14 protein-coding genes and 1 pseudogene are annotated in these 19,077 nt (G+C 68.7%); 4 read left to right on the top strand and 11 right to left on the bottom strand.

Going from position 1 to position 19,077, the window contains the following annotated elements:
• Positions 1-656: 656 nt before the first annotated feature.
• Together ABEA93_RS13315 and ABEA93_RS13310 are read right to left on the bottom strand one after the other, a co-directional pair.
• On the bottom strand, positions 657-1,091 hold the full coding sequence (locus tag ABEA93_RS13315; RefSeq protein ID WP_345675680.1) for a PNPOx family protein: 435 nt from the start codon (positions 1,089-1,091) through the stop codon (positions 657-659).
• 49 nt (positions 1,092-1,140) lie between these two features.
• A complete protein-coding gene (locus ABEA93_RS13310; protein WP_345675679.1) occupies positions 1,141-1,818 on the bottom strand; it encodes a hypothetical protein in 678 nt (225 codons plus the stop codon).
• 86 nt (positions 1,819-1,904) lie between these two features.
• On the opposite strand from ABEA93_RS13310, the gene ABEA93_RS13305 reads away from it, so the two are divergent.
• Positions 1,905-2,366: a MarR family winged helix-turn-helix transcriptional regulator gene (locus tag ABEA93_RS13305; RefSeq protein ID WP_345675678.1), complete on the top strand. Its 462-nt coding sequence runs from the start codon at positions 1,905-1,907 to the stop codon at positions 2,364-2,366.
• Positions 2,367-2,897: 531 nt separating this feature from the next.
• Here ABEA93_RS13305 and ABEA93_RS13300 read toward each other — a convergent pair.
• Entirely contained in the window at positions 2,898-3,896 is a 999-nt protein-coding gene (locus ABEA93_RS13300) for a GlxA family transcriptional regulator (RefSeq protein ID WP_345675677.1), read from the bottom strand.
• 541 nt (positions 3,897-4,437) lie between these two features.
• Here ABEA93_RS13300 and ABEA93_RS13295 point away from each other — a divergent pair.
• Positions 4,438-7,320, top strand: a complete 2,883-nt coding sequence (locus ABEA93_RS13295; protein WP_345675676.1) for a helix-turn-helix transcriptional regulator — start codon at positions 4,438-4,440, stop codon at positions 7,318-7,320.
• A 263-nt stretch (positions 7,321-7,583) separates the two neighbouring features.
• Positions 7,584-8,420, top strand: a complete 837-nt coding sequence (locus ABEA93_RS13290) for an alpha/beta fold hydrolase (protein ID WP_345675675.1) — start codon at positions 7,584-7,586, stop codon at positions 8,418-8,420.
• Positions 8,421-8,585: 165 nt separating this feature from the next.
• Here the strand turns inward: ABEA93_RS13290 and ABEA93_RS13285 are convergent, their stop codons facing one another.
• The 7 genes from ABEA93_RS13285 to casA form a co-directional block, all read right to left on the bottom strand.
• The gene (locus ABEA93_RS13285) at positions 8,586-9,161 is read right to left on the bottom strand and encodes a DUF4913 domain-containing protein (RefSeq protein WP_345675674.1); all 576 of its coding nucleotides are present in this window, start codon (positions 9,159-9,161) and stop codon (positions 8,586-8,588) included.
• Positions 9,158-10,942 carry a type IV secretory system conjugative DNA transfer family protein gene (locus ABEA93_RS13280; RefSeq protein ID WP_345675673.1) on the bottom strand — a complete coding sequence of 595 codons (1,785 nt, stop codon included), beginning with the start codon at positions 10,940-10,942 and terminating at the stop codon, positions 9,158-9,160. The genes ABEA93_RS13285 and ABEA93_RS13280 overlap by 4 nt, the downstream gene beginning before the upstream one ends.
• A gap of 868 nt (positions 10,943-11,810) precedes the next feature.
• Positions 11,811-12,575, bottom strand: a complete 765-nt coding sequence (cas6e, locus tag ABEA93_RS13275; protein ID WP_345675672.1) for a type I-E CRISPR-associated protein Cas6/Cse3/CasE — start codon at positions 12,573-12,575, stop codon at positions 11,811-11,813.
• Positions 12,576-12,581: 6 nt separating this feature from the next.
• Positions 12,582-13,391 (bottom strand): type I-E CRISPR-associated protein Cas5/CasD, encoded by an 810-nt coding sequence (gene cas5e / locus ABEA93_RS13270; protein ID WP_345675671.1) that lies wholly within the window; start codon positions 13,389-13,391, stop codon positions 12,582-12,584.
• The gene (cas7e, locus tag ABEA93_RS13265; RefSeq protein WP_345675670.1) at positions 13,388-14,536 is read right to left on the bottom strand and encodes a type I-E CRISPR-associated protein Cas7/Cse4/CasC; all 1,149 of its coding nucleotides are present in this window, start codon (positions 14,534-14,536) and stop codon (positions 13,388-13,390) included. The genes cas5e and cas7e overlap by 4 nt, the downstream gene beginning before the upstream one ends.
• A complete protein-coding gene (casB, locus tag ABEA93_RS13260; RefSeq protein ID WP_345675669.1) occupies positions 14,529-15,170 on the bottom strand; it encodes a type I-E CRISPR-associated protein Cse2/CasB in 642 nt (213 codons plus the stop codon). The genes cas7e and casB overlap by 8 nt, the downstream gene beginning before the upstream one ends.
• Positions 15,163-16,884: a type I-E CRISPR-associated protein Cse1/CasA gene (casA, locus tag ABEA93_RS13255; RefSeq protein ID WP_345675668.1), complete on the bottom strand. Its 1,722-nt coding sequence runs from the start codon at positions 16,882-16,884 to the stop codon at positions 15,163-15,165. The genes casB and casA overlap by 8 nt, the downstream gene beginning before the upstream one ends.
• A 451-nt stretch (positions 16,885-17,335) precedes the next feature.
• On the opposite strand from casA, the gene ABEA93_RS13250 reads away from it, so the two are divergent.
• On the top strand, positions 17,336-17,800 hold the full coding sequence (locus ABEA93_RS13250) for a hypothetical protein (protein ID WP_345675667.1): 465 nt from the start codon (positions 17,336-17,338) through the stop codon (positions 17,798-17,800).
• Between the two features lie 843 nt (positions 17,801-18,643).
• Here the strand turns inward: ABEA93_RS13250 and ABEA93_RS42120 are convergent.
• A pseudogene (locus ABEA93_RS42120) lies at positions 18,644-18,811 on the bottom strand (MFS transporter); the annotation flags it as partial.
• Between the last annotated feature and the right edge of the window lie 266 nt (positions 18,812-19,077).

Below are 19,077 nucleotides of genomic sequence, written 5' to 3'. Positions count from 1 at the left end.
GTCGGAGCAGTCGTCCGAGGCGCAGCCGTCGCGGGAAGCGTAGCCTCCGCGTGATCGGCGGAACCGCCGCCGCAGCCGGACACAAGCACAGCACTTGCGAGTACACCGACAGCTGCGTGCAGCCTGGCTCGCATGTTCACGACTCTCCTCCACCGGTCGTCCGGTATGGGCACGCGCGCTGGCAGATTCTCACATTCTGCGTCGGCGGTCTGTCCAATTGGCGCTGCGTCGCGGACAGCGCCATGCGGCCGAGCCCCGACCCGAATATTCGCGCGCAGATCCCCGCGTGCGCGGGGCCGACCCTGCCTGACTTGGAAGTGTGCAGTTGACACTTCGCTCACGCACGCGACCACGCGCAAGCAACTCGGCAAGTCGGTGGTCGCGTTGAATTCAGTCTATGCACGGAGGTGAACGGGAGGCCGGCATAGGGCCTGTCAGAAACACGTGAGCAGCCGCACGTTACTGCATGACCGTGCCAGACCGAAGACAGCTTCCGTGCCGGTGGCAAGAATGTTGGCTTTTCTGTCATTGCCGCCCTACGGCCATGGCGTGAAGCTGAAGCCACAGGAGCAATCGCAGCCGCTCCGGTTCATCGAGGAGGTTGCCCCGTGAGCGCCACATGCCGCGGGGGTGACCTGGGCGCAGCAGCAGCTCGGTCACCGCGGGGTCAGCCTGAGCACGCGCGCGCCGCCGAGCCAGACAAGCTCCAGGTCGCCGGGGTCGGGCCGGCCGTCTTCGGAGACGCGAATCCTGTTGAACTTGGCGAACGTCGGGTTGACGCGCGCCATGTGGGCGTACGCCCCGACGACTTCCGCCTGCCGCGCACTGATCCGGACGTCGGCTTGGCGGAGCCGCCCTCGGAGGCGGATGGCGAGGGACTCGCCGGTGCGCAGGTTGCGCAGCCACGCGGCGGACGTGCCGATCAGGAGGTCCTCGCCTTCGGAGAGGTAGGCGACAGGAACGGCGAAGCGGCGCTTCGATTTTCGGCCTACGACGTAGAGGGTGACCAAGCGGCCGCCGACAACCCTGCCGAGGCCCGGCGAACGCAGCAGGGCGCGGACGACGAGGTTCACGAAGCGTTGCGCCGGCATGGGCCGCGCCCTCGGCTCCGGGCCCGGGCCGGGTTGCGCCGCGCCCGGGTTACCGGTCATCGCTGGTCGTCGTCACCTTGCGGACCTGCGGAAGGCGCTGGTCGGCGGCCGACTTCGGTACCATCCGGGCGACGCCGTCGGGCATCGGTCCGACGGTGAACACGTGCGTGACCCGGCCGACGGTGACGGCGGCGAAGGACGCGACCGACGGCACCAGGTCCGGCAGTTGAATCACGTGGGAGCCTGCGTCGAGTCGGCCGTCCGACACCTGCAGCGAGTCGCTCTTCGGCTCCGGGGGCACGAAGGACGTGCCCCACCACGCCTCGACCGCGACCCGGGCGGGATCGTCCAGCACGAGGTGCACCGCGCGCTGATCCGCGTCGTACGCCACTTGACCGCCGTCGCGGAGTTCGGCGGTGGCCGCGGCCTGCACTTGGGCGGCGATGAGGCCGGGAATTCCCGCGAGCCCCTGGATGACGGCCACGCGCGGGTTGAGCCGGGAAACGTCCTCGCGCAGACGTTCCTTGGTGTCGGCCGGGATCATGCCGCCGAAGACCAGGACGTCGAGATCGGCGACGTCGTAGTCGTCGAGGACCCGGTCGAACTGGTTCGTGGCGTCGGCGGAGTAGCCCTTGGCCCGCAGGATGCCGACGGCTGTGACCAGCACGCTGGGGCTGCGGCCGACGATGAGAACGCGTTCGGGGTCGCGGTTCGGCGACGATTCCATGACGGTGTCCCCTTGAGAATAGATTCAATGTTGGCCAGACCAACATAACAAGCGTTGGTGCAACCCACAACTGTTACTCTCAGGGTGTGCCTACGACCCATCACGAAACCGACGCCGTACCCACCCGGCTCGCACAACGCGCGACCTGGCAGGTCAGTCGGGCGTATCTGCGCGCGACCGGACTGCTCAACACCGGCTTCGAGGCCCACGGCCGGGGACTGCGCGGCTACCACTACCGACTCCTCGCCGCGCTCGACGAGTCCGGACCCCTCAGTCAGGCCGAACTCGGCCGCAGGACCGGGATCGACCGCAGCGACGTGACCGCCGCCTTGACCGAACTCGAGTCGCGCGGCCTGCTCGCCCGCTCGGTCGATCCCGAGCACAAGCGCCGCAACATCGTCACGATCACCGCGGAAGGCGTGGCGCAGCTGCTCGAACTCGACGACGTCGTCAGCGGGATCCAGGACGAGTTCCTCGCGCCCTTGAGCGCGGCCCAGCGACGCCAGTTCCTCACTCTCATCACCCGGCTGGCCGACGGAAGCCGTTGATTCGACCTCGGCCGGCACCTCTCCCGTCGTTGCCGACGTACCGTCCGGCCGTTCACCGACGACGGCGGCTTCGACGGTCCGGCGGCCCACGGCGACGCCCTGGGACTCCCATGCTCGCGGCGCGAGACCCAGCATCTTGCCGGGAAGTCGCAGTCCGTCCGCCACTCGCTCGAGCACGTTCTGGTCCCGAGCGCGCATCCGGCCCTTCGCGTACGAGCTGACCCGGCTCGGAGTCATGTCGCACAACCGCGCTATCCGCGAGCGCCTGTCGGCTGTCACGTGTCGCCGACGGCTGAGCGGCAGGATCGCCCGGACGCGGCGGCAGGGCCGCCCGAAGTGCGAGGTCACCACCCCGTAGTGCGCCGACCGCCACCAAGAGCCAGGTCCAGAGCACGCTGGTGTTGACTTCGTCGCGTTCGGCGGCGTTCTTCTCCGGTGCTGTCGAAACGATCACATCGTCATTGTGTGAAGGTGCGTCTGTCGGGTCTTCCGTACAAGTACGTGGTCGGCGTCGGCCGTGGTCGAGGCGGATCAGGTCGGGGGCAGAGCCATTCGCGGTGCGTGGCCGCGGGCAACGGTGCGGAAGCGGCGACGGTATTCGCCCGGCGTGATCGCCAAGAGCCGCAGGAACGCTCGACGCAGGACTTCGGACGAGCCGTATCCGGAAGCGTGGGCGACGTCGTCGAGGGAGTCGTCCGTGGATTCGAGTCGGCGTCGGGCGGCGTTGAGGCGGACGCTGTCGACGTACTTGCCGGCCGTGACCCCGGCGGTGTCCCGGAACACCCGGGCGAACTGGCGCGGCGACAGCGCGACACGCCCCGCCAGCGCATCGACGGACAGGTCCTCCGCAGGATGGTCGATGATCCACTGCTGAAGCTTGCGGACCGGGTGGCGTTCGGCGTTCGCTGCGGTCGGGCCGTCGGCGAACTGGCCTTGGTCGCCGGGCCTGCGGAGGAATACCAGCAGGTCCCGGGCAACGCGCAGGGCCACGTCGCTGCCGAGATCCTCTTCGACCAGAGACAGCGCGAGATCGATGCCGGCGGTCACACCGCCGGAGCTGTAGACGTTGCCGTCGCGGACGAACAAGGGATCCGGCAGAACTGTCACCGCGGGGAATTTCCGGGCGAGTTCCTCGGCGGAAGCCCAGTGCGTGGTGGCCCGCCGACCGTCCAGCAAGCCGGCTTCGGCCAGCAGCAGCGTCCCCGTACAGATCGAGACCACACGCTCGGCACCTGCCGCGAGTTCGGCAACGCGTTCCACCATCCGCGACGGGACGCAGCTTTGCCCCGGGCCGCCGGGGACCAGGAGCGTATGGGGCGGGTTGCATGCAGCGAGGTCGTGCGTCGGCGTCATGGCGAGACCCATCGAGCTGGCCACCGGCCTGCCGTCCAGCGCTGCCGTTCTCAGACCATAGGCCCCCGGTGGGGAGGCAAGTTCCGCGGCCCTGGCGAAGACCTCGAGCGGGCCTGTGACGTTCAAGCCCAAGACTCCGTCGTACAGGACCGCGAGCACGGTGCGACGGTTCTTCATGCCGGTCAGCTTCACAGGTGCCCCGCATGGCAGCAATGACACAGAACCCACTTTTCCTGCCATGGCCGGTGGAAGGCGTCGACCGGACCCTTACCGGTTCATGGCAGGGAGCGTGGGTTTCGTGTCATTGCTCCGTGTGTGGCCGCCGTGGAAACTGCGTTCCTCAGGGCGTGGCTTTCCACACGGGAGCTTGGAAGGGCAATGTCGAATACCGTCAACCTACCGGCCGATGGGTGGTCCGGAGGGGCTGTGGCCGCACGACTGTGCAGGTCTAACCCCCGCATGTCGTCGGATGCCGGCGCTCCTGCTCCTCCGTAGCCTTACCGGTGCGCAGCCTTTGATCGTTGGGATGGGCTGCTGCGACGCCTTCTCCGGGCCCGTCGTTCTGTGGGTCTCACGAACGACATCTCCACACAAGGACACCGGCCCGGCATGGGGCGACTCGTCAAGGTTCTCTCGGCTCCGGCCCTTGCCCGAAGCCATACGAAGCGCTCGCTTCACCTCTGTTGTGGGCGATGACACGTGTACAGGTGGGTACAACATGGCCGACGTGATCCGCTCTGCGGCGGCAACGCAGCATGTCCTGCTGGGCCGCCAGTCCGAGACCGACATGATCGTCGATCTCCTCGAAGCGGCGCGGCGAGGACGCAGTCGGGCCCTCGTGGTGCGAGGTCCGGCAGGGATCGGCAAGAGCGCGCTGTTGGACTGGGCCGCAAGAGCATTTGCGGAAGATGCCACGGCACGCGTGATACATGTCCGAGGCATCGAGAGCGAGGTCGAACTGCCTTACGCCGCACTGCATATGCTGTTCGGCGGATGGAGTGCGGAAATTGATGCGCTGCCCATTGCCCAGGCCGGCGCGCTCCACGCCGCTCTCGGCAGCCCGGAGGGGGACTCCGCGGCGGGCGGGTCGTCCAGGGATCGTCTGCTGGTCGGCCTCGGTGCGCTCACGCTCTTGTCGGACGTTTCCGCGTCCGCTCCGCTGTTGTGCGTCGTCGACGATGCGCAATGGCTGGACGAAGCTTCGGCCACCGCCCTCAGCTTCGCCGCGCGGCGCCTCGGCACCGAGGGAGTGGTCATGCTCTTCGCCGTGCGCGATCACGAGGACTCCCATATCGGCTCGGACCTTCCGGAACTTCGCGTGGCACCCCTGTCGCGGGAGGACTCGTATGAGCTTCTGGCCGGGCGGGCGCCTGGGCTCCAAGCGGCAGCACTCCAGCGCGTCATCGATGTCGCGGGCGGCAACCCGCTTGCTTTGATCGAGCTGTGCGCGCTGATTTCGGACTCCGATCAAGCGGTCTTCGCCGGTGACGACCCCGTGCTGGCACCCGGCCCGGTGTCGGACCGCATCGAGAGGACCTTCGGCGCCCGGGTTCGCGCGCTTCCCGAGGAAACCCGTTCCATGCTTCTGACCGCGGCCACCGAGGACACCGGGGTTCTGACGGTCTTGGCGGCCGCAGCGGACGAGCTGGGAGATTCGCTCGCGGCCTTGGAAGCAGCCGAGCGCGCCAAGCTGATCGAGGTCACCGGTGATGTCGTCACTTTCCGGCATCCCTTGATACGCCGCGTGGTGTACCGCCAGGCGCCGCTCGTCCGGCGGCTGGCCACGCACCAGGCTCTCGCACGTGTACTGACCAGCGATGAGTACGCCGATCGACGAGCATGGCACTTGGCCGCCGGAACTGCCGGAACCAGCGGGGAAGTCGCCGCGGCGCTGGAATCGGCAGCCGATCGGGCACAGAACCTCGGTGCCTACCGAACCAGCGCCATGGCCTATGAACGCGCGGCCTCTTTTGCCACGGAGGACCGTGCACGTGCGAAGCTGCTTGCTTCGTCCGCGCAGGCCATGCTGGTGACCGGTCGTCTCGATGCCGCACAGAAGCTCGCGGCGCGTTCCATGCTGCTGTCGTCGGATCCCCTGACCCGCGCCGAGTCTGCCGCCGTTCGTGCACACGTCGAGCAGGTCCGTTCCTCGAGCTCGGACGCGTGCCGTACGGTGCTCGATGCGGCAGCCCCGTTGGTCCGGAGTCACCCGTCGGCGGCCCAGACGATGCTGTCGGCTGTCTTCCGCTGGCTGACCTACGCACCCGATCCGGGCATGATCAAACTGGCCCAGCCGTTGGCCGACGCGATCGCGGCGGAACTCGGTTCGGAGGCCTCGGTACAGCTGACGGCGGGACGGCATGCGGCGCTCGTCTCGGCAGGACGCTTCGATGCTGCGGCCCCGCTGGTGCGCGCCCTCGCTCCCCTGCGCAAGCGGCCGGTCCAGATCGGCTCCCCCGAAGACGAACTGGCCAACATCTTGCTTTTGTTGGCAGTGGAAGACGCACACGAAGCCCTCTTGCGGGCCCTCGAACTTCTGCGGACCTGCCGAGAACGGGGGATGACAGGGCTGCTTCCCGAGGTCCTCCACCGGGTAGCCCTCGCCCAGTTGGGGCTGGGCGCCTTGCGGCAGTCCAAAGCCGCCGCAGCCGAGGGGTTGGCCGTCGCCGACGCCATCGGAACCCCCCTGGCCGCAATCCGGCTCTGCGAGATCCTGGCCGTACATGCGGCCATCTCGGGCGACGAACAGGAGTGCAGGAACCTCGGCAACCGGTGCGCGACCTCGACCGGCGAGCACGACGAGCACGACGAGCCGCAGTACACCGCTCACGCGCTGTCCACACTCGACATGGGCTACACCCGCTACGAGTCGGCTATCTCACGCACCGACTTGGGCACCAGGCCGTTCCACGGACTGCTCTATCTGCGGCTTGCCCCGAACCACATCGAGGCGGCGGTGCGCCTGGGCCGGCGCAGCGAGGCCGCCGAGCGCCTCACGTATTACCTGCAGTGGGCGACGGCCCTCGGCGACAACCCGGCCGTGACCGCGGTGGCTTACCGTTGCCGCGCGCTGGTCGCCGACGACGAAGACGCCAAAGACCTGTGGCTCGCCGCCATCGAGTGCCATGCCAAGGACGAGCGTCCGTTCGAGTACGCACGAACGCTGCTTCTGTACGGCGAGTGGCTGCGACACATGCGCAGAAGGGCCGACGCCCGGGAAACGCTGCGCGGCGCGCTGGCGCGCTTTGAACGTCTCGGTGCGCACCCCTGGGCCGAGAGGACACGTGTGGGGCTGCGCGCGTGCGGAGTCACCGTTTTCGACGGCGAGCGCAAGGGCGGAAACCCCGTCCAGCTGACCGGCCAGGAAGCCACCGTCGCACAGTTGGCCGCCGAGGGACTCGCCGACCGGGAGATCGCCGCACGGCTCTTCCTCAGCCCCCGCACGGTCTCGTATCACCTGTCGAACTCGTACCGGAAATTGGGTGTTTCGTCGCGGATGGCACTCACGCGGGTCCTCGCGCAGGGGCGAGAGCTGCGGGGCGACGGATCGGCGCCCCCGACGTCCGACGCCGTTTCGCAACCGTCGGCGCACTTCGCATGAGAAAAGACGAAAAGCTCTTCACCGGAATGCCGTGCCCCACTGCCGCTTCTCCCGCAGATATACCGGGCCGATTCGACGTCACACCACCGCCGGCAGCCGTCGGCCTCGCATTTCCTCCGCCATTCCACACCATGGCAAAAATGGTGGGTTTCGTGTCATTGCCGCCCGAGATCGACAATGCCAATCTGCATTCGTGCCCGAAGGGCGGCGAACCACCGACGGCGGGCACGGCCTCATGCCCCGCTTAGCCATGGAGTTCCCGGATGACGAATGCCCACGGATTCACGCGCCGCCACGTCGTGGCAGGCACCTCCGCTGTGATCGGCAGTGCCGTGCTCGGGACGGGGACCGCCTCCGCACGGCCTGCCACATCCTCACCGTCGGCCGCGCGGCCGACGGTCGTCCTCGTGCACGGCGCTTTCGTCGACGGTGCGAGTTGGGCGCCGGTCATCGCACGTCTGCAGGCCAAGGGACACGCGGTGATCGCCGCCGCAAACCCCTTGCGAGGGCTGGAAGCCGACGCCGCACACGTCAGGTCCGTCCTCGCCCATGTCGACGGTCCGGCGGTCCTGGTCGGCCACTCCTACGCCGGCGCTGTCATCACCCAGGCGGCCGCGTCCGCACCCAACGTGAAGGCTCTCGTCTACGTCGCCGCACTCATCCCCGATGTCGGGGAGACCACCGGCGAACTCGCTTTCCGCTACCCGGGGTCGGAGCTGCAGCCGACACTCGAGGAGGTACCGGCTCCGGGCGGGGACGGATCCGCGGGCGTCGACCTGTACATCCGGCAGGACGCATTCCCCCGCGTCTACGCCGCGGACTCACCGATCGCGGACGCCCGCGTATTCGCGGCCGCACAGCGCCCCATTCATGCCGCGGCGCTGGCCGAGCCGGCAACCGAGGCAGCCTGGCACACGCTTCCTTCCTGGACGCTGATCACCACGGCCGACCGCATCCTCCCCCTCGATCTGCAGAAGTTCCAAGCCGACCGCGCGCGTTCCGTCACACGGTCGGTGAACGCGTCCCATCTCGTCCAGCGGAGTTGTCCCGTTGCTGTCGTGAGCATGATCGACGCGGCCGTAAAAGCCACAGTTCACTGATCCGGTCACCCACGGGAATTCCGGACACGGGAGAGCCGTGGCGCAGGGTTGCCTCTCCTGTGCCACGGCTCATGTGCTCCTGCGCCACGGCTCATGTGGAGGTGCCCGGCCCGACAGGCGACGAACTCGCGTTGGATCCAGAGCTGTTGGCATCGTTGCGGCAGGTCAGTATTCGGGGCCCATGTCCAGGGTGTAGCCGGAGGGCGCAGGCGGCGGCGGGAGGTTTTCGCCAACGGTCTTCACGGACTTGCCAAGGTCACTTGTGTCGAGCCGGAAGGCAGGATGGTCCCACATCTCCGGCGGCGACGGTGCCATGGGCAGCGGCTCCAACTCGCGGACGGCGTGGCCTTCCCGCGGGTCGCACAGCGCGAACGGCCCGAACTCCGGGTCCATGAGCACGCGCATGTGCGGGTCGGCGTGGTGCAGCCAGAACGCGGACATGCCCAAAGCCGCGTCGACGCGCAGGTATTCGAACGCCCGCCACATCGCGCTGAGCCGCACCAGGGCCTCGGGGTGCCGCCACCATTCGGGGCACCAGATCGCGGTGGCGCGGTTGAGCCGGCGGCGAAGGACTTGCCCGATGTACTCGGTGACGAAGCTGTCGAGTGACGTGAAGGCAAGATCGTATTCGACCCGCCCCTCTTCATCAGGGCGTTCGGTGGTCTTCGGGTCATTCTTCGGACCGAGGGCATCGGCGTGCGGTGTGGAGTCGGGGTCGGGTTGGTTGATGAAAGCACTCATGGCGTCTTCCGCAGGGCCTCGGGCGTTGCTTCCTGGGGCCCCAAGGGGCCTCCGGTTCCGCCGGGTTCAAAGTAGGCAAGGGATGCCCGGATCTCGTCGGCATAGGGGCCTTCCCACCACGGCACGGGCTTCACGAGCGTCGGCCGCGTACCGCTGTACTGGACCAGCGCCCGGCCGCGTGGCATCGACGCCAGATCGGGCACGTCGAGCACAGGCTCACTTCGCGACCCGGTCGTGACGTTCTTGTCCCACAAGTCGTGCACCTTGCGGCTCGTCGACGTCGTCTCCGGTTCGAAGATGCCGGCCGATGCGGACAGGTCCCCGAGGAACTTGGTGTCGGAGACGCCGCCGCCGTAGACGCGGACGTTCGCCGCGCCCCACAGCTTCGCCATGCCCGTGTCCCCCCACGCCGCCGCGCCCTGGGCCCACGACTGCAGGATCGTCATCATCACGATCCCACGCGAACCGAAGTGCGAGTACTTGTCCGGAAGCGCCTTCCACGGGCAGACGTTCGCCGCCTCGTCCAGCACGAACAGGATCGGCGTCTCGACGCGGCCGCCAGGTCGGACGATGCCCCAGTTCTCGGCCGCCTCGGCCAGGGCGGCGGTGAGGGCCAGGACCAGGGGCGCGGCCATCTTGTTCGTCTCCTCGGAGAGGAGGTAGATGGTGTCGGCGCCTTCCTTGACGAACGACAGGTAGTCGAACTGCGGACGGCTCGGATCAGTGCCCGGCGTCACCCACTCGGCGATGCCCGGGGCGATCAGGAACGACATGATCTGCGCCGCCGTCCCGTACACACCCGCACGCTGCCGGTCCGGCGCCGTGATCACGTTCTCCACCGCATCCGCCGACATGTCGTGCCCGAACGCCCGCAGGATCCGCTCCGGAGTGTCGTCCGTCGGCCGCGTCAGCCACGTGTAGACCCGCGTGATCGGAAGATTGTCCAACGACGCCGCCAGCAGCATGTTGCTGATCAAGTCCTCCGCCGCCGGCTCGAAGTACGCGTCGCTGCGCGCATGGTCGGGCCGGTTGATCGACGAGAAGCGACCCGTCATCTTCACCGCACGCACGATGCTGTCCCCGACATACGACAACGGGTCCCAGTACCAGCTCGGCGGCTCACTGGCCTGCGCCTGCGGATCCAACACCCACACCCGGCCGCGCCGCATCCGGGACAGCCTCGTTGCGTCCACGACATCGCGTTTGTTCGACGTCACCACCGTCGGCCCCGGAGCCGCCACGATGTTCGGAATCGCCCGGGTCGCCGTCTTACCTGTGCGAGGTCCCCAGATGTCCACGTGCATGTCCTCCCACGTGCCCCACAAGTCGGCACTCCCCCGGACCATCCGACCGATCTGCACACCCGGCGGATCCAGACCCGGCAGACCCAGCCGCCGCGCCGTGTTCGACGCACCCCGGGTCGTGATCGCCGCCAACTCCCGCTTCTGCGCCAGATACGGCGCGGCCCGGTCCACCAGGACCTCACGACGATGCCGGGCGATGACCACCGCGGCGATGCCCGCGCCCAACGCGGCGATCGCGACAGAGATGACGAACACCGCGGCAGTCGCCGTCGCGCCCGGCCACTGATACTTGCCCAGGGCCAGGAGCACGACCGTGACTGGGGGAACGCCCGGCGGGTTCTCCTGGCCTTCGCCGGTCCCGATCCACGCCCCGGCCCACGCCACCACACAACCGAGGAACAACACCCCGATGACCGCGCCCAGCGCCTGCATCTCCGCGTACGGATTGGGCCCCCGCCGCTTGGTCGTCGCGCTCAACGGCGTCCTCTCTCAGGGACTTTCCGGCGCCCGCGTCCGCCGTCGGACAGACCACGTGCGGCCCTCATGAGTCGCATGAAGCCGATGCGGTTCGGCTGCGTGAAGTCGTCGTCTGCGTCCACCGCCCTATTCCGGATTTCACTCCGGAGACGTGGCGCCGACGAGCCTCGAGCACGAAGCGACGCCGTCCATCAAAGGACAAGAATCGGAATCACGCAATACAGAACACGCAAATACGCGAGACCCCTTGGGGCGGAGACCGCAGAAATCGGATCAACATTTCGGGAAAGAACGAAGAGGTATTCGGCTTGGTTGGGTGTCGACCGCCTGCTGTCCACGACGGCACTTTGGCGCGCACATTCACCCGCAGTTGTCGACGAGGCGTTCCAGGTCGGCCGACAACCGCGCCGGCGAGGATGGCGGCTTGCGGTCGGCCGCGCCCCGGAAAACGGGGCGGAGGTGGTGGTCCCGGGTGGGAAATCCCCGCATGTGCGGGGCCGACGACGATGGCAGAGAGAACGAGGAGGTGTTCGGTGAGCAATCCCCGTACCGGGGCCGACACGGCTGCCCTTCCCCCGCGCAGCCGGGGATTTTACCCACCCCCAGCCCAAGGCCGACGGGACGACGAATCACAGGGGTTCAATATCGATTCATTCGCACACAAGGCGCTGCGCTCCGCCTATTCGACTTGCCGAAGGTCGAACACCAAGCAAGGGTTCCGACAGGCCGGCCCGTCGGCTCCGGGTCCAAGGGGCTTCAGCGGGCCGCCTCATCGGCGGTGCGGTGGTCATCGGCAGTGCTTCCTCGCAATCGCGGCGCGCCTGCGGCCGACCGGTTCGGGGTCGGCCGCGCCGTGTGCCTTCTCTTCCTAGCCGGAGGAGGGCAGCGGGGCGAGGGTGAGCAGTCCGCAACCGTATGCCTTGGCAGGCCCCATGCCCTCGGTCAAGCAGGCCGTGAACGTTGCGGCGTCGGTGATCTCGAGGGCCCCTTCGAAGGTGGCGGTGTGCAGAACCACGGGTTTGCCGGGCCCCTTGCGGAAGCTCATCCGCTGCCGGGACACGAAGCGGACCTCCCGCGGCACAGTCTCTTGCCCATCCGGGGAGGGCTCGTGTGGTCCCGACGCCCTGGGATCGGCGCGGACGGGCGGGACGGTGAAGCCCCATCGCTCGGTGCGTTCGAGGAACCACCGGAGTTGGGCCGCGGCGGTGCGGTGCCCGATGCGGAAGGCCCGTTCCGGTCGGCCGACTTCGAGGCGGGCCTGCTGGCCGGCGGAGGCTTTCTGCGGGGCATACGTGTTCTGGACGGGGTTCGCGGTCAGGCGGAACGCGAACCGGCCTCCGACCGCGAGGCGCGCCAGGAGCGGGGTGTAGTCGGTGACCAGCGCGTGGTCGCCGTCGGCGTCGGGCCAGCCGACGGACTCGACGGCATGCGTCCAGTCCGGCTTCGATGTGCTGAGGACGTAGAGCTGCGGCCGTCTCGGGTTGTCGTGGTCGAGCCGCCACAGGACGCGCTCGTCCAGCGGATTGCCGGGGATCCCGCCCATGACCAGTCCGCGCATGGCGCGGGGGTTCGCGAGGATCTTGCGGCTCGCGGCGCGCAGGGGATTGATGCGTATCCGGGAAAGACGAGTCATGCCGTGTCACCATCCCAGGAGCGCAAATGGGTCGTGCCCGGAAGGCAATTGGTCCGGGCTGTCGGGATTCCGGATGCCCGTGGGGGCGGACACCCGCACGTGCCGGACACGGCGGCTGGTGAATCCCCGGCGGAGTGGGTCGAAGGAGCGGGGTACGTCGCCGAGGACGTCGTCTCCGGAGTCGTCGTCCACGGTCGCGTTCAGGTCGACGCGGGCAGGGCGGCCACCGGCACGGCGGCAGTGCGCGTTCCGGGCGTGCTCGGAAACCTGCCACGGTTCGTCACGCAACGCCGCTTCCACTCCGCCGCGCCGCAGCCCCAGACGGATGGGTTGGGTCGGCACGCAGGACCTGCGGCCGAGCGCAAGCGGGAACGCCGGGCTGCGAACCGCGTCGTCCAATGCTTCGATCAGCGGCCCGGGGCCGCCGACCGCTGCCAGGAAGACCGCGTCCTGAAGGTAGTACCGCTGGGTGACGTGCGTGTACTTGGCCGGGGAGGTCGGCTTTTGAACGCCTTTCGCGGTCACCCCCGACTGGAGGAGCGGGCGGCCCCGGTAGTCGGACACCGTGTGGAAGTCGCGCAGCAACGTGCCGGGCTGGTCGACTCGTACGCCGAGTCGCAGGGCTGCCAGGTCGGAGATGTCGTCTTCCCTGGCCCGTCCCTGCGCAGCCGCGAGCAAACCGACGATCCCGGACTTCGTCGGTTCGGGGCGGGTCTCGCGGCGGTTGAACGCGCTGGCATATCCCCATGACTGAAGCGGCGCGGCCAGCCGCAGCAACAGCACGGCCTGCCCGCGGGGGTCTTCGGCGGCCGTCATGCGCCGGGACCCCATCCCATCGCGTCCTCCAGCGGCCGTGCGAGTCCACGGGTCAGTTGTGGAAACGGCACCGGCGGACCGAGGAGTTCGCGAAGCCGGCCGGCCGCCGGTGATTTCTCGTCGAAGGTGTGGCACACGGCCAGATGCCCGGGAGCGCCGCCCCAAGTCTCGGTGACGCGCCCGTACTCTTCGGCCAACCGCACGGCCGAGGCCGCCGCGATCCCGTCGGTGGCCGTGATGGGTTCCTCGAACGCGGAGACCAGGTTGACCGGCTGATCGGTCCGCACGATCACCACCACCGTGCTCGGGAGGGTGCGGTGCGCAAACGCGTTCTGATAGCCGCCGGGGACGGTACGGGCGAAGCCCTCGACGAAGGCGATCGCGGCCTTGAGCGCGGCTCCGCGGTCCGCGAGATTGCGGTGCAACTGGTGGAGGCCGACTGTGGCGTACCGGTACAGCGTCGCCGAGTTGAAGCCGACGTCCCCGATCATCGCCGCGCCGGTCTCCCCCACCGGGTTCTGGTCGTCGACAGCGGTGTAGTAGTCGAACTCCAAGTCGACCGCGTGCGTGGACAGCGCATGCGCAACCTGCACGGAAGCATCCACATTGAGAGACGCGATCGCCGCGACCATACGGCCGAACAGCGCCACCTCCACCGGGTGGCCGACGCCGAGCTTGTCCACGACCGGTAGTTCCTTGACGTGCGCGGTCAACGCCTCGTCGTCCAACCCGGCCAGTTCGACCGCATCGCCGGCGACAAGATCGACGATGTCCTCAAGTTGACGGTGCCCGTAGAACAGCAGGTACGCGGTCTCCCCTGCCTTCTTCCCCGCCTTGATCCCCAACGGCACCAGCAAGAACGACGCAAGGCGTTGCGCTTGTTCGTCGTCCACTCCGGTGCGGCGCAGTCTGCCGGCCAGTTCGGCGACGATCCGCTTGGTCCGGGTGCCCTGTTCCAACTCGGGCAGTCGGGACGCCAGTTCCATCCGCGTGGCGCGCTTCCAGGCCTGTGAGGACACCCGTGCGCGGCGGACTCCGCCGAAGTATGCCTCCTTGGGGTTGCCCTGGTCGTCGCGGTTCAGGTTTGCGGGCGGCACCGTCTGGAGGATGTGGACATCCAAGTAGGCGCGGCGCGCTTCACTCATGGCAGGGCTCCGAGATGCGTGGGGAGAGGGAGACGTGTTCATCGGGGCGTCGTCCCGGTGGCCGCCGGCTGTAGTAGGCCACGGCCCAGCGCTCGCGCACCGCGGCCCGGCCTGCCGGTCGTTCGTAAGCCATCAGGTCACGGACCAGCAGGTCGTAGTCCAACGGCAGTCCTTGTCCGCGGAGTTGCGTCACCAGGCCGCGCAGCCGTGCCACGAACACCCGCGTACTGGTGGCGGTCACGGCGGCGTTCACCCGACGGTCGACCGCGTCCCCGCTGTATGCACCAGTGCTGCGCATGGTTCGGAGCGCCGCGCCGGCGGAGACGCCGCGCTTGTGCATGGGAGTGCGCTGTGACTGCTGGTGCAGTCCGTACAGCGCGAGCGCCGCATGCTCGGCTCGTTGCTCAGGGGTTACCTGATCCCGGCGCGCCAGCCGGTCGTCGACAGGAGCCGAGCACAGCCGCCAGATGGGCAGAGACGTGCCTGGAGGCACGGACAATCCCCTGCGCAGTGCGGCCAGGTCCTCACCGGGCGGAGGCCCGGCCAGTCCGGTGACGGGGTTCTTGCGCCAGGTGCCGTCCGGTGCCGTGAAGCGGTTCCAGTAGCGCATGGGCTTTCCCGGGTTGTCAGGCATGGACGGAGTCCTCGGTCGAAGCGGGCACAGGGTTCGACGCTTGCGCCGCGGCGCGAGCCTCGGCCGCTCGGTGGAGGATCTCCCGCATGCGGCGGCGGAAGTCGGTGACGGCGGAACCGAGATGGAAGGCGACGTCTCTTCCGTTCTGCTGGACGGTCCGCCCGCCGAACGCACTCGGCAACGCCGTCGAGATCACCCGGTCGGCGATCTGCCAGGTGCAGCGCCACGCAAGCTGCTCCCACGCCAGGCGACCGCGTCGGATCAGGGCTTCGTCCTCGTCGACAGCGCGCAAGCCGGTGAGCATGCGCCGCATCAGAGGGTCCAGCCCGTGCAGGACCAGTTCACCCGGCCGCTGGCCCCTGTCCCAGGGAATCGGCTCGCTGCCCGCAGCGCGCCGCAGGTCCGCCGAGAGGATGTTGACCGCGCGGGCAAGCTGTTCCGCTTGCTCGGCAGCGTCGAGAATCGCGGCGCGGACCGGCGAATCCCGGGAAAGCGCCTGCAGCGGCAGGGGTGTCGCATCGTGGAAGATGTCGTCGACCACGGCGGACTGGTTGCCGTAGAACACCCCTGTCAGGTCGATGCGGAGGGGGTAGGCCGGGGGGAGACGGCCGAGAACACCGCGCATCTGGGCCACCAGCACGCTGGTCGCGAACCCGTCCTGGTGAGCGGTGGCAGGCGCTTCCGGACGTTGTGCGGCGAGCAGCGCATCGAGTCCCCGCCATGTGGCCTTCCCCGGCTGGTGACGCCGCGGCCGACGCGCCATCGGGGCCGAGGCCGCGTTGGCTCGGCCGGCGGCGGGAAGTGTCCAGGCGGTGTGCGGTTCCACTTCCGGCAACTCGCGCAGCCGGTCACCGGCGGCCACGATGACCCGAGTGACCCGTATCCCCTCGGCGGTGTCTTCGGGGAACAACCGGATCCGGCGCGACTGCCATGTCCACAGGTCCAGGACTCCGTCGGCGGACCTGACCTTCCACTCGGCGTCCTGGGGCGCACGCCGCCAGTGGGGCACATCCCGGTCGGCTCTTCCGTCCGGACGGATCGGGATGTTCAGCCAGACGGTCTCGTACAGGGTTCGGCCCATGGGCACGACGACGCCCAACTGCCCCAGAGGACCCGTCGGATTCCCGGTAGTCTTCCCGGACTTGGCTTGGGAATCGTGCATGGCCCCGGTTTTGATGCCGGCGGTATCCCAGCATTGCGTGTGCAACAACCACCTCGCCGCCTCCCCCGGGGTCAGGGCCAAGGTGTCGCCCTCGGTGCGAGATGAGAACAGCGGCACGTTGTTCCCTGTCGCCGCGGTGGCGACGAGAAGCGCCGCCCCCTTTGTCTCGCCTTTTGCCGTGTGAAGTCCCCCGGCCTGCCCGAATGGTGCGATCGGATCGAAGAGGTCGAAGCGGGCGCGCCAGTCGTCGAGGTAGCTGTCGAGTCGCTCACGCTCCGCCGGGGTGAACTCACCTTGCCGAAAACGGCCGAGCCAGTCCGCCGTGGTCTTCGGATGCCCCAGCGCGTCCACGACAACCGGCAGCACAACCTGCCGCAGCAACGCCGGAAACATCGTCGGGATTTCGACCGTCACACCGGCGAGGCGATGGGAATCGAGCAGCAACTCCCGGAGGCTGTACCCGCGTCCGTCAAGACCGGCAGCCACGGTGGGCGACGGTACCGCCGACTCCCCGTGCAGCCACGGATCGTCGACCAGATTGAAGACGGGCATGCGCTGTTCCAATCGATTGCCAGTTTCCCGAGTTTATGAACCTCGCCTCGGATCGGGATCCGTAGATCTACCGGGGTCCACGAAAGTGGCAGTGTCGTCCCACGGGCTATTACCAAGAGAGTTCGGAATCGACGACGCGCTCTACGAAGATCCGACCGAAGAGACCGCCGGGTTCACCCCACGTGCACCCGGTGTCGTGCACAAAGCCTGCACTACGACAAGCTGCTGCTGCGGGTGGCTCCACGGCGGGAGTCGGAGCACAGCGAAGTCTGCCTGCTGGACCTTCAGGTGCTCACCATCGCCGATCCGATGCTTGACGTTGCGGTGGCCGCCGTCAAACTCGACCGCACGATGCAATGAGGTCGTCGACCGCACCGCCGGCTGGGCCGAGCGGCTCGGGCCGGCACACACCGCGGGAGTGGAACGGGATCTGCCGACCGGGACGGCCGTCGTGGGCGCGACCCAGGCGGCGGTCGTGGTCCCCGACGTCATCGCCGAGGTCCGGGGTGCGGCCGAGCACGACGGCGCCGGCCTCGACCGGGCACTCGACGACGGGACCGCCCTCATCCACAAAGTGGTGGCACCCGCCCTCTACGGCCGCGGCCTCCAGGTCACGGCCTACTGGGTGCGCGACCGGCTCGCCGCCACAGTCCCGCGCGACCCTGCCAAGACCGCGGGTTCGGACCTCGCGTCGGCGAGCAATGCGGCTCCGGACCTGACGCCGCTGTCCTGGAGTCCGGGGCCGGCACCGGTGACGACCGCTCACCGTGACGCGCCTACCCCTGCCTGGGTCGCGTCGACGCCCCCGATCGGCGCGTCGAAAGGGCGACCCCGCCGAGGATTCCCGAGGACGGACACGGGGCGGCGGGTGGCCGGCCCGCCGGTGAGCGATCCCGGGGCCCAGGCGCCGGCGTGAACCCCGAACTGGGTCGTGGCTTCTGAGTCGGGCCCGCTCCGGCGCGACCGCTCGGCTCCTCCCCCGCGAAATGCGGCTACGCCCGCTCCCGAGCGGCCCCGGGACCAACAGTTCCTCGCTCGTATGCCGAGGGCTAGAGTCGGATCGAGAAGGCGGGTGGCCCTGCAGGCGTATTGGCTTCGCCAAAGCGCGCATCCCGCCCCTGTACGTGCGGGGATTGCTCGGACGCATCGCTGCCCCGGGCGCCGAACGCTTCGTCGGCCCTGCGCGCGCGGGGTTCCGGGACTTGCGAATTCCCGCGCAGAGCCCATGAAGCCGTATGGCCGCGGTGATGGGCGGACCCGGCTTGCCTGAGCGGGAACTCGACCGGGCCAAAGACCGGCGGGAGCGACTGACGGCTGTCGGGTCGCCGGCCACACCGCTTTGACCTGCGCAAACGCTGAGCGACCGAAGCGACTCGACAACAGCGACCGAACGTTGCCATGGGCCGACTTCTTCGATCCCCCGCCGCCGAGGTGCCGGGTTGGGCTTAGGCTGGGACAACTGCTCGGCCTCGGAACGACGCGCGATGACAGGCAGCGGAGTTCGCGTGCCGAGCGACTGGGCCCCGCGGAAGCGGGGGTGAGCCGCGGACCTCACCGAGGAGCGGTGGATCCCCACCGTGGTCCCCGCGCATGCGGGGGTGAGCCGCCCTTGCCGAAAACCCGCTGCTCGAAGCAGTCGTGGTCCCCGCGGAAGCGGGGCTGACGCAACGGGGTCATCCGCCCGTCCTCGGAGTCCGACCTGGACGACGCGCGCGGCGATGAGCATCGGCATGGACGTCGCCGGCCCGCACGGCAGCGAGCCCGCCGTGAACACCACCGTCGACGAGATCCACACGTGCTTGGCGCCGAACCGGTCGTTGGCCCAGCCGGAAAGCGGCACGACCGCGGCCAGTGCCGGCAGGTAGACCGTGCCGACCCACTGGATCGTCACCGGCGACGTGCCGAAACCCGTGACCAGGGACGGCATGGCCACGTGGACGACCGTCGTGTCCAGAACCGAAATCAGGGACCCGAGAACCGTGACCGACACGGCCGAAGTCATGCGCCGGTCGAATACTTTCTCTGTGTGCTCCGTCTCTTCTTTCACAGGCGAGCCGCCGCAATCACCGTGCTGCATTCCGGGGCAACGCCCGGGCTCGGCTCTTCTGCCCCGCTGCGGGCCGCCGTCCAGGGGGGCGTCGGTGCCGTGGCCCCTCGTTGCGGAGGGCTTGAGGGGGTTCAGTCGGGAAGATG

This window comes from Yinghuangia aomiensis (genome assembly GCF_039542225.1).
In the GTDB taxonomy this organism is placed as follows: domain Bacteria; phylum Actinomycetota; class Actinomycetes; order Streptomycetales; family Streptomycetaceae; genus Yinghuangia; species Yinghuangia aomiensis.
Note: the sequence above shows the minus strand (reverse complement) of the source record. Positions and strands in the feature narration are given on the sequence as shown.

Coding starts and splice junctions, on each gene's coding strand:
- ABEA93_RS13315 (WP_345675680.1), bottom strand. CDS start 1,091: ATGCCGGCGCAACGCTTCGTGAACCTCGTCGTCCGCGCCCTGCTGCGT.
- ABEA93_RS13310 (WP_345675679.1), bottom strand. CDS start 1,818: ATGGAATCGTCGCCGAACCGCGACCCCGAACGCGTTCTCATCGTCGGC.
- ABEA93_RS13300 (WP_345675677.1), bottom strand. CDS start 3,896: ATGAAGAACCGTCGCACCGTGCTCGCGGTCCTGTACGACGGAGTCTTG.
- ABEA93_RS13295 (WP_345675676.1), top strand. CDS start 4,438: ATGGCCGACGTGATCCGCTCTGCGGCGGCAACGCAGCATGTCCTGCTG.
- ABEA93_RS13290 (WP_345675675.1), top strand. CDS start 7,584: ATGACGAATGCCCACGGATTCACGCGCCGCCACGTCGTGGCAGGCACC.
- ABEA93_RS13285 (WP_345675674.1), bottom strand. CDS start 9,161: ATGAGTGCTTTCATCAACCAACCCGACCCCGACTCCACACCGCACGCC.
- cas6e (WP_345675672.1), bottom strand. CDS start 12,575: ATGACTCGTCTTTCCCGGATACGCATCAATCCCCTGCGCGCCGCGAGC.
- cas5e (WP_345675671.1), bottom strand. CDS start 13,391: ATGACGGCCGCCGAAGACCCCCGCGGGCAGGCCGTGCTGTTGCTGCGG.
- cas7e (WP_345675670.1), bottom strand. CDS start 14,536: ATGAGTGAAGCGCGCCGCGCCTACTTGGATGTCCACATCCTCCAGACG.
- casB (WP_345675669.1), bottom strand. CDS start 15,170: ATGCCTGACAACCCGGGAAAGCCCATGCGCTACTGGAACCGCTTCACG.
- casA (WP_345675668.1), bottom strand. CDS start 16,884: ATGCCCGTCTTCAATCTGGTCGACGATCCGTGGCTGCACGGGGAGTCG.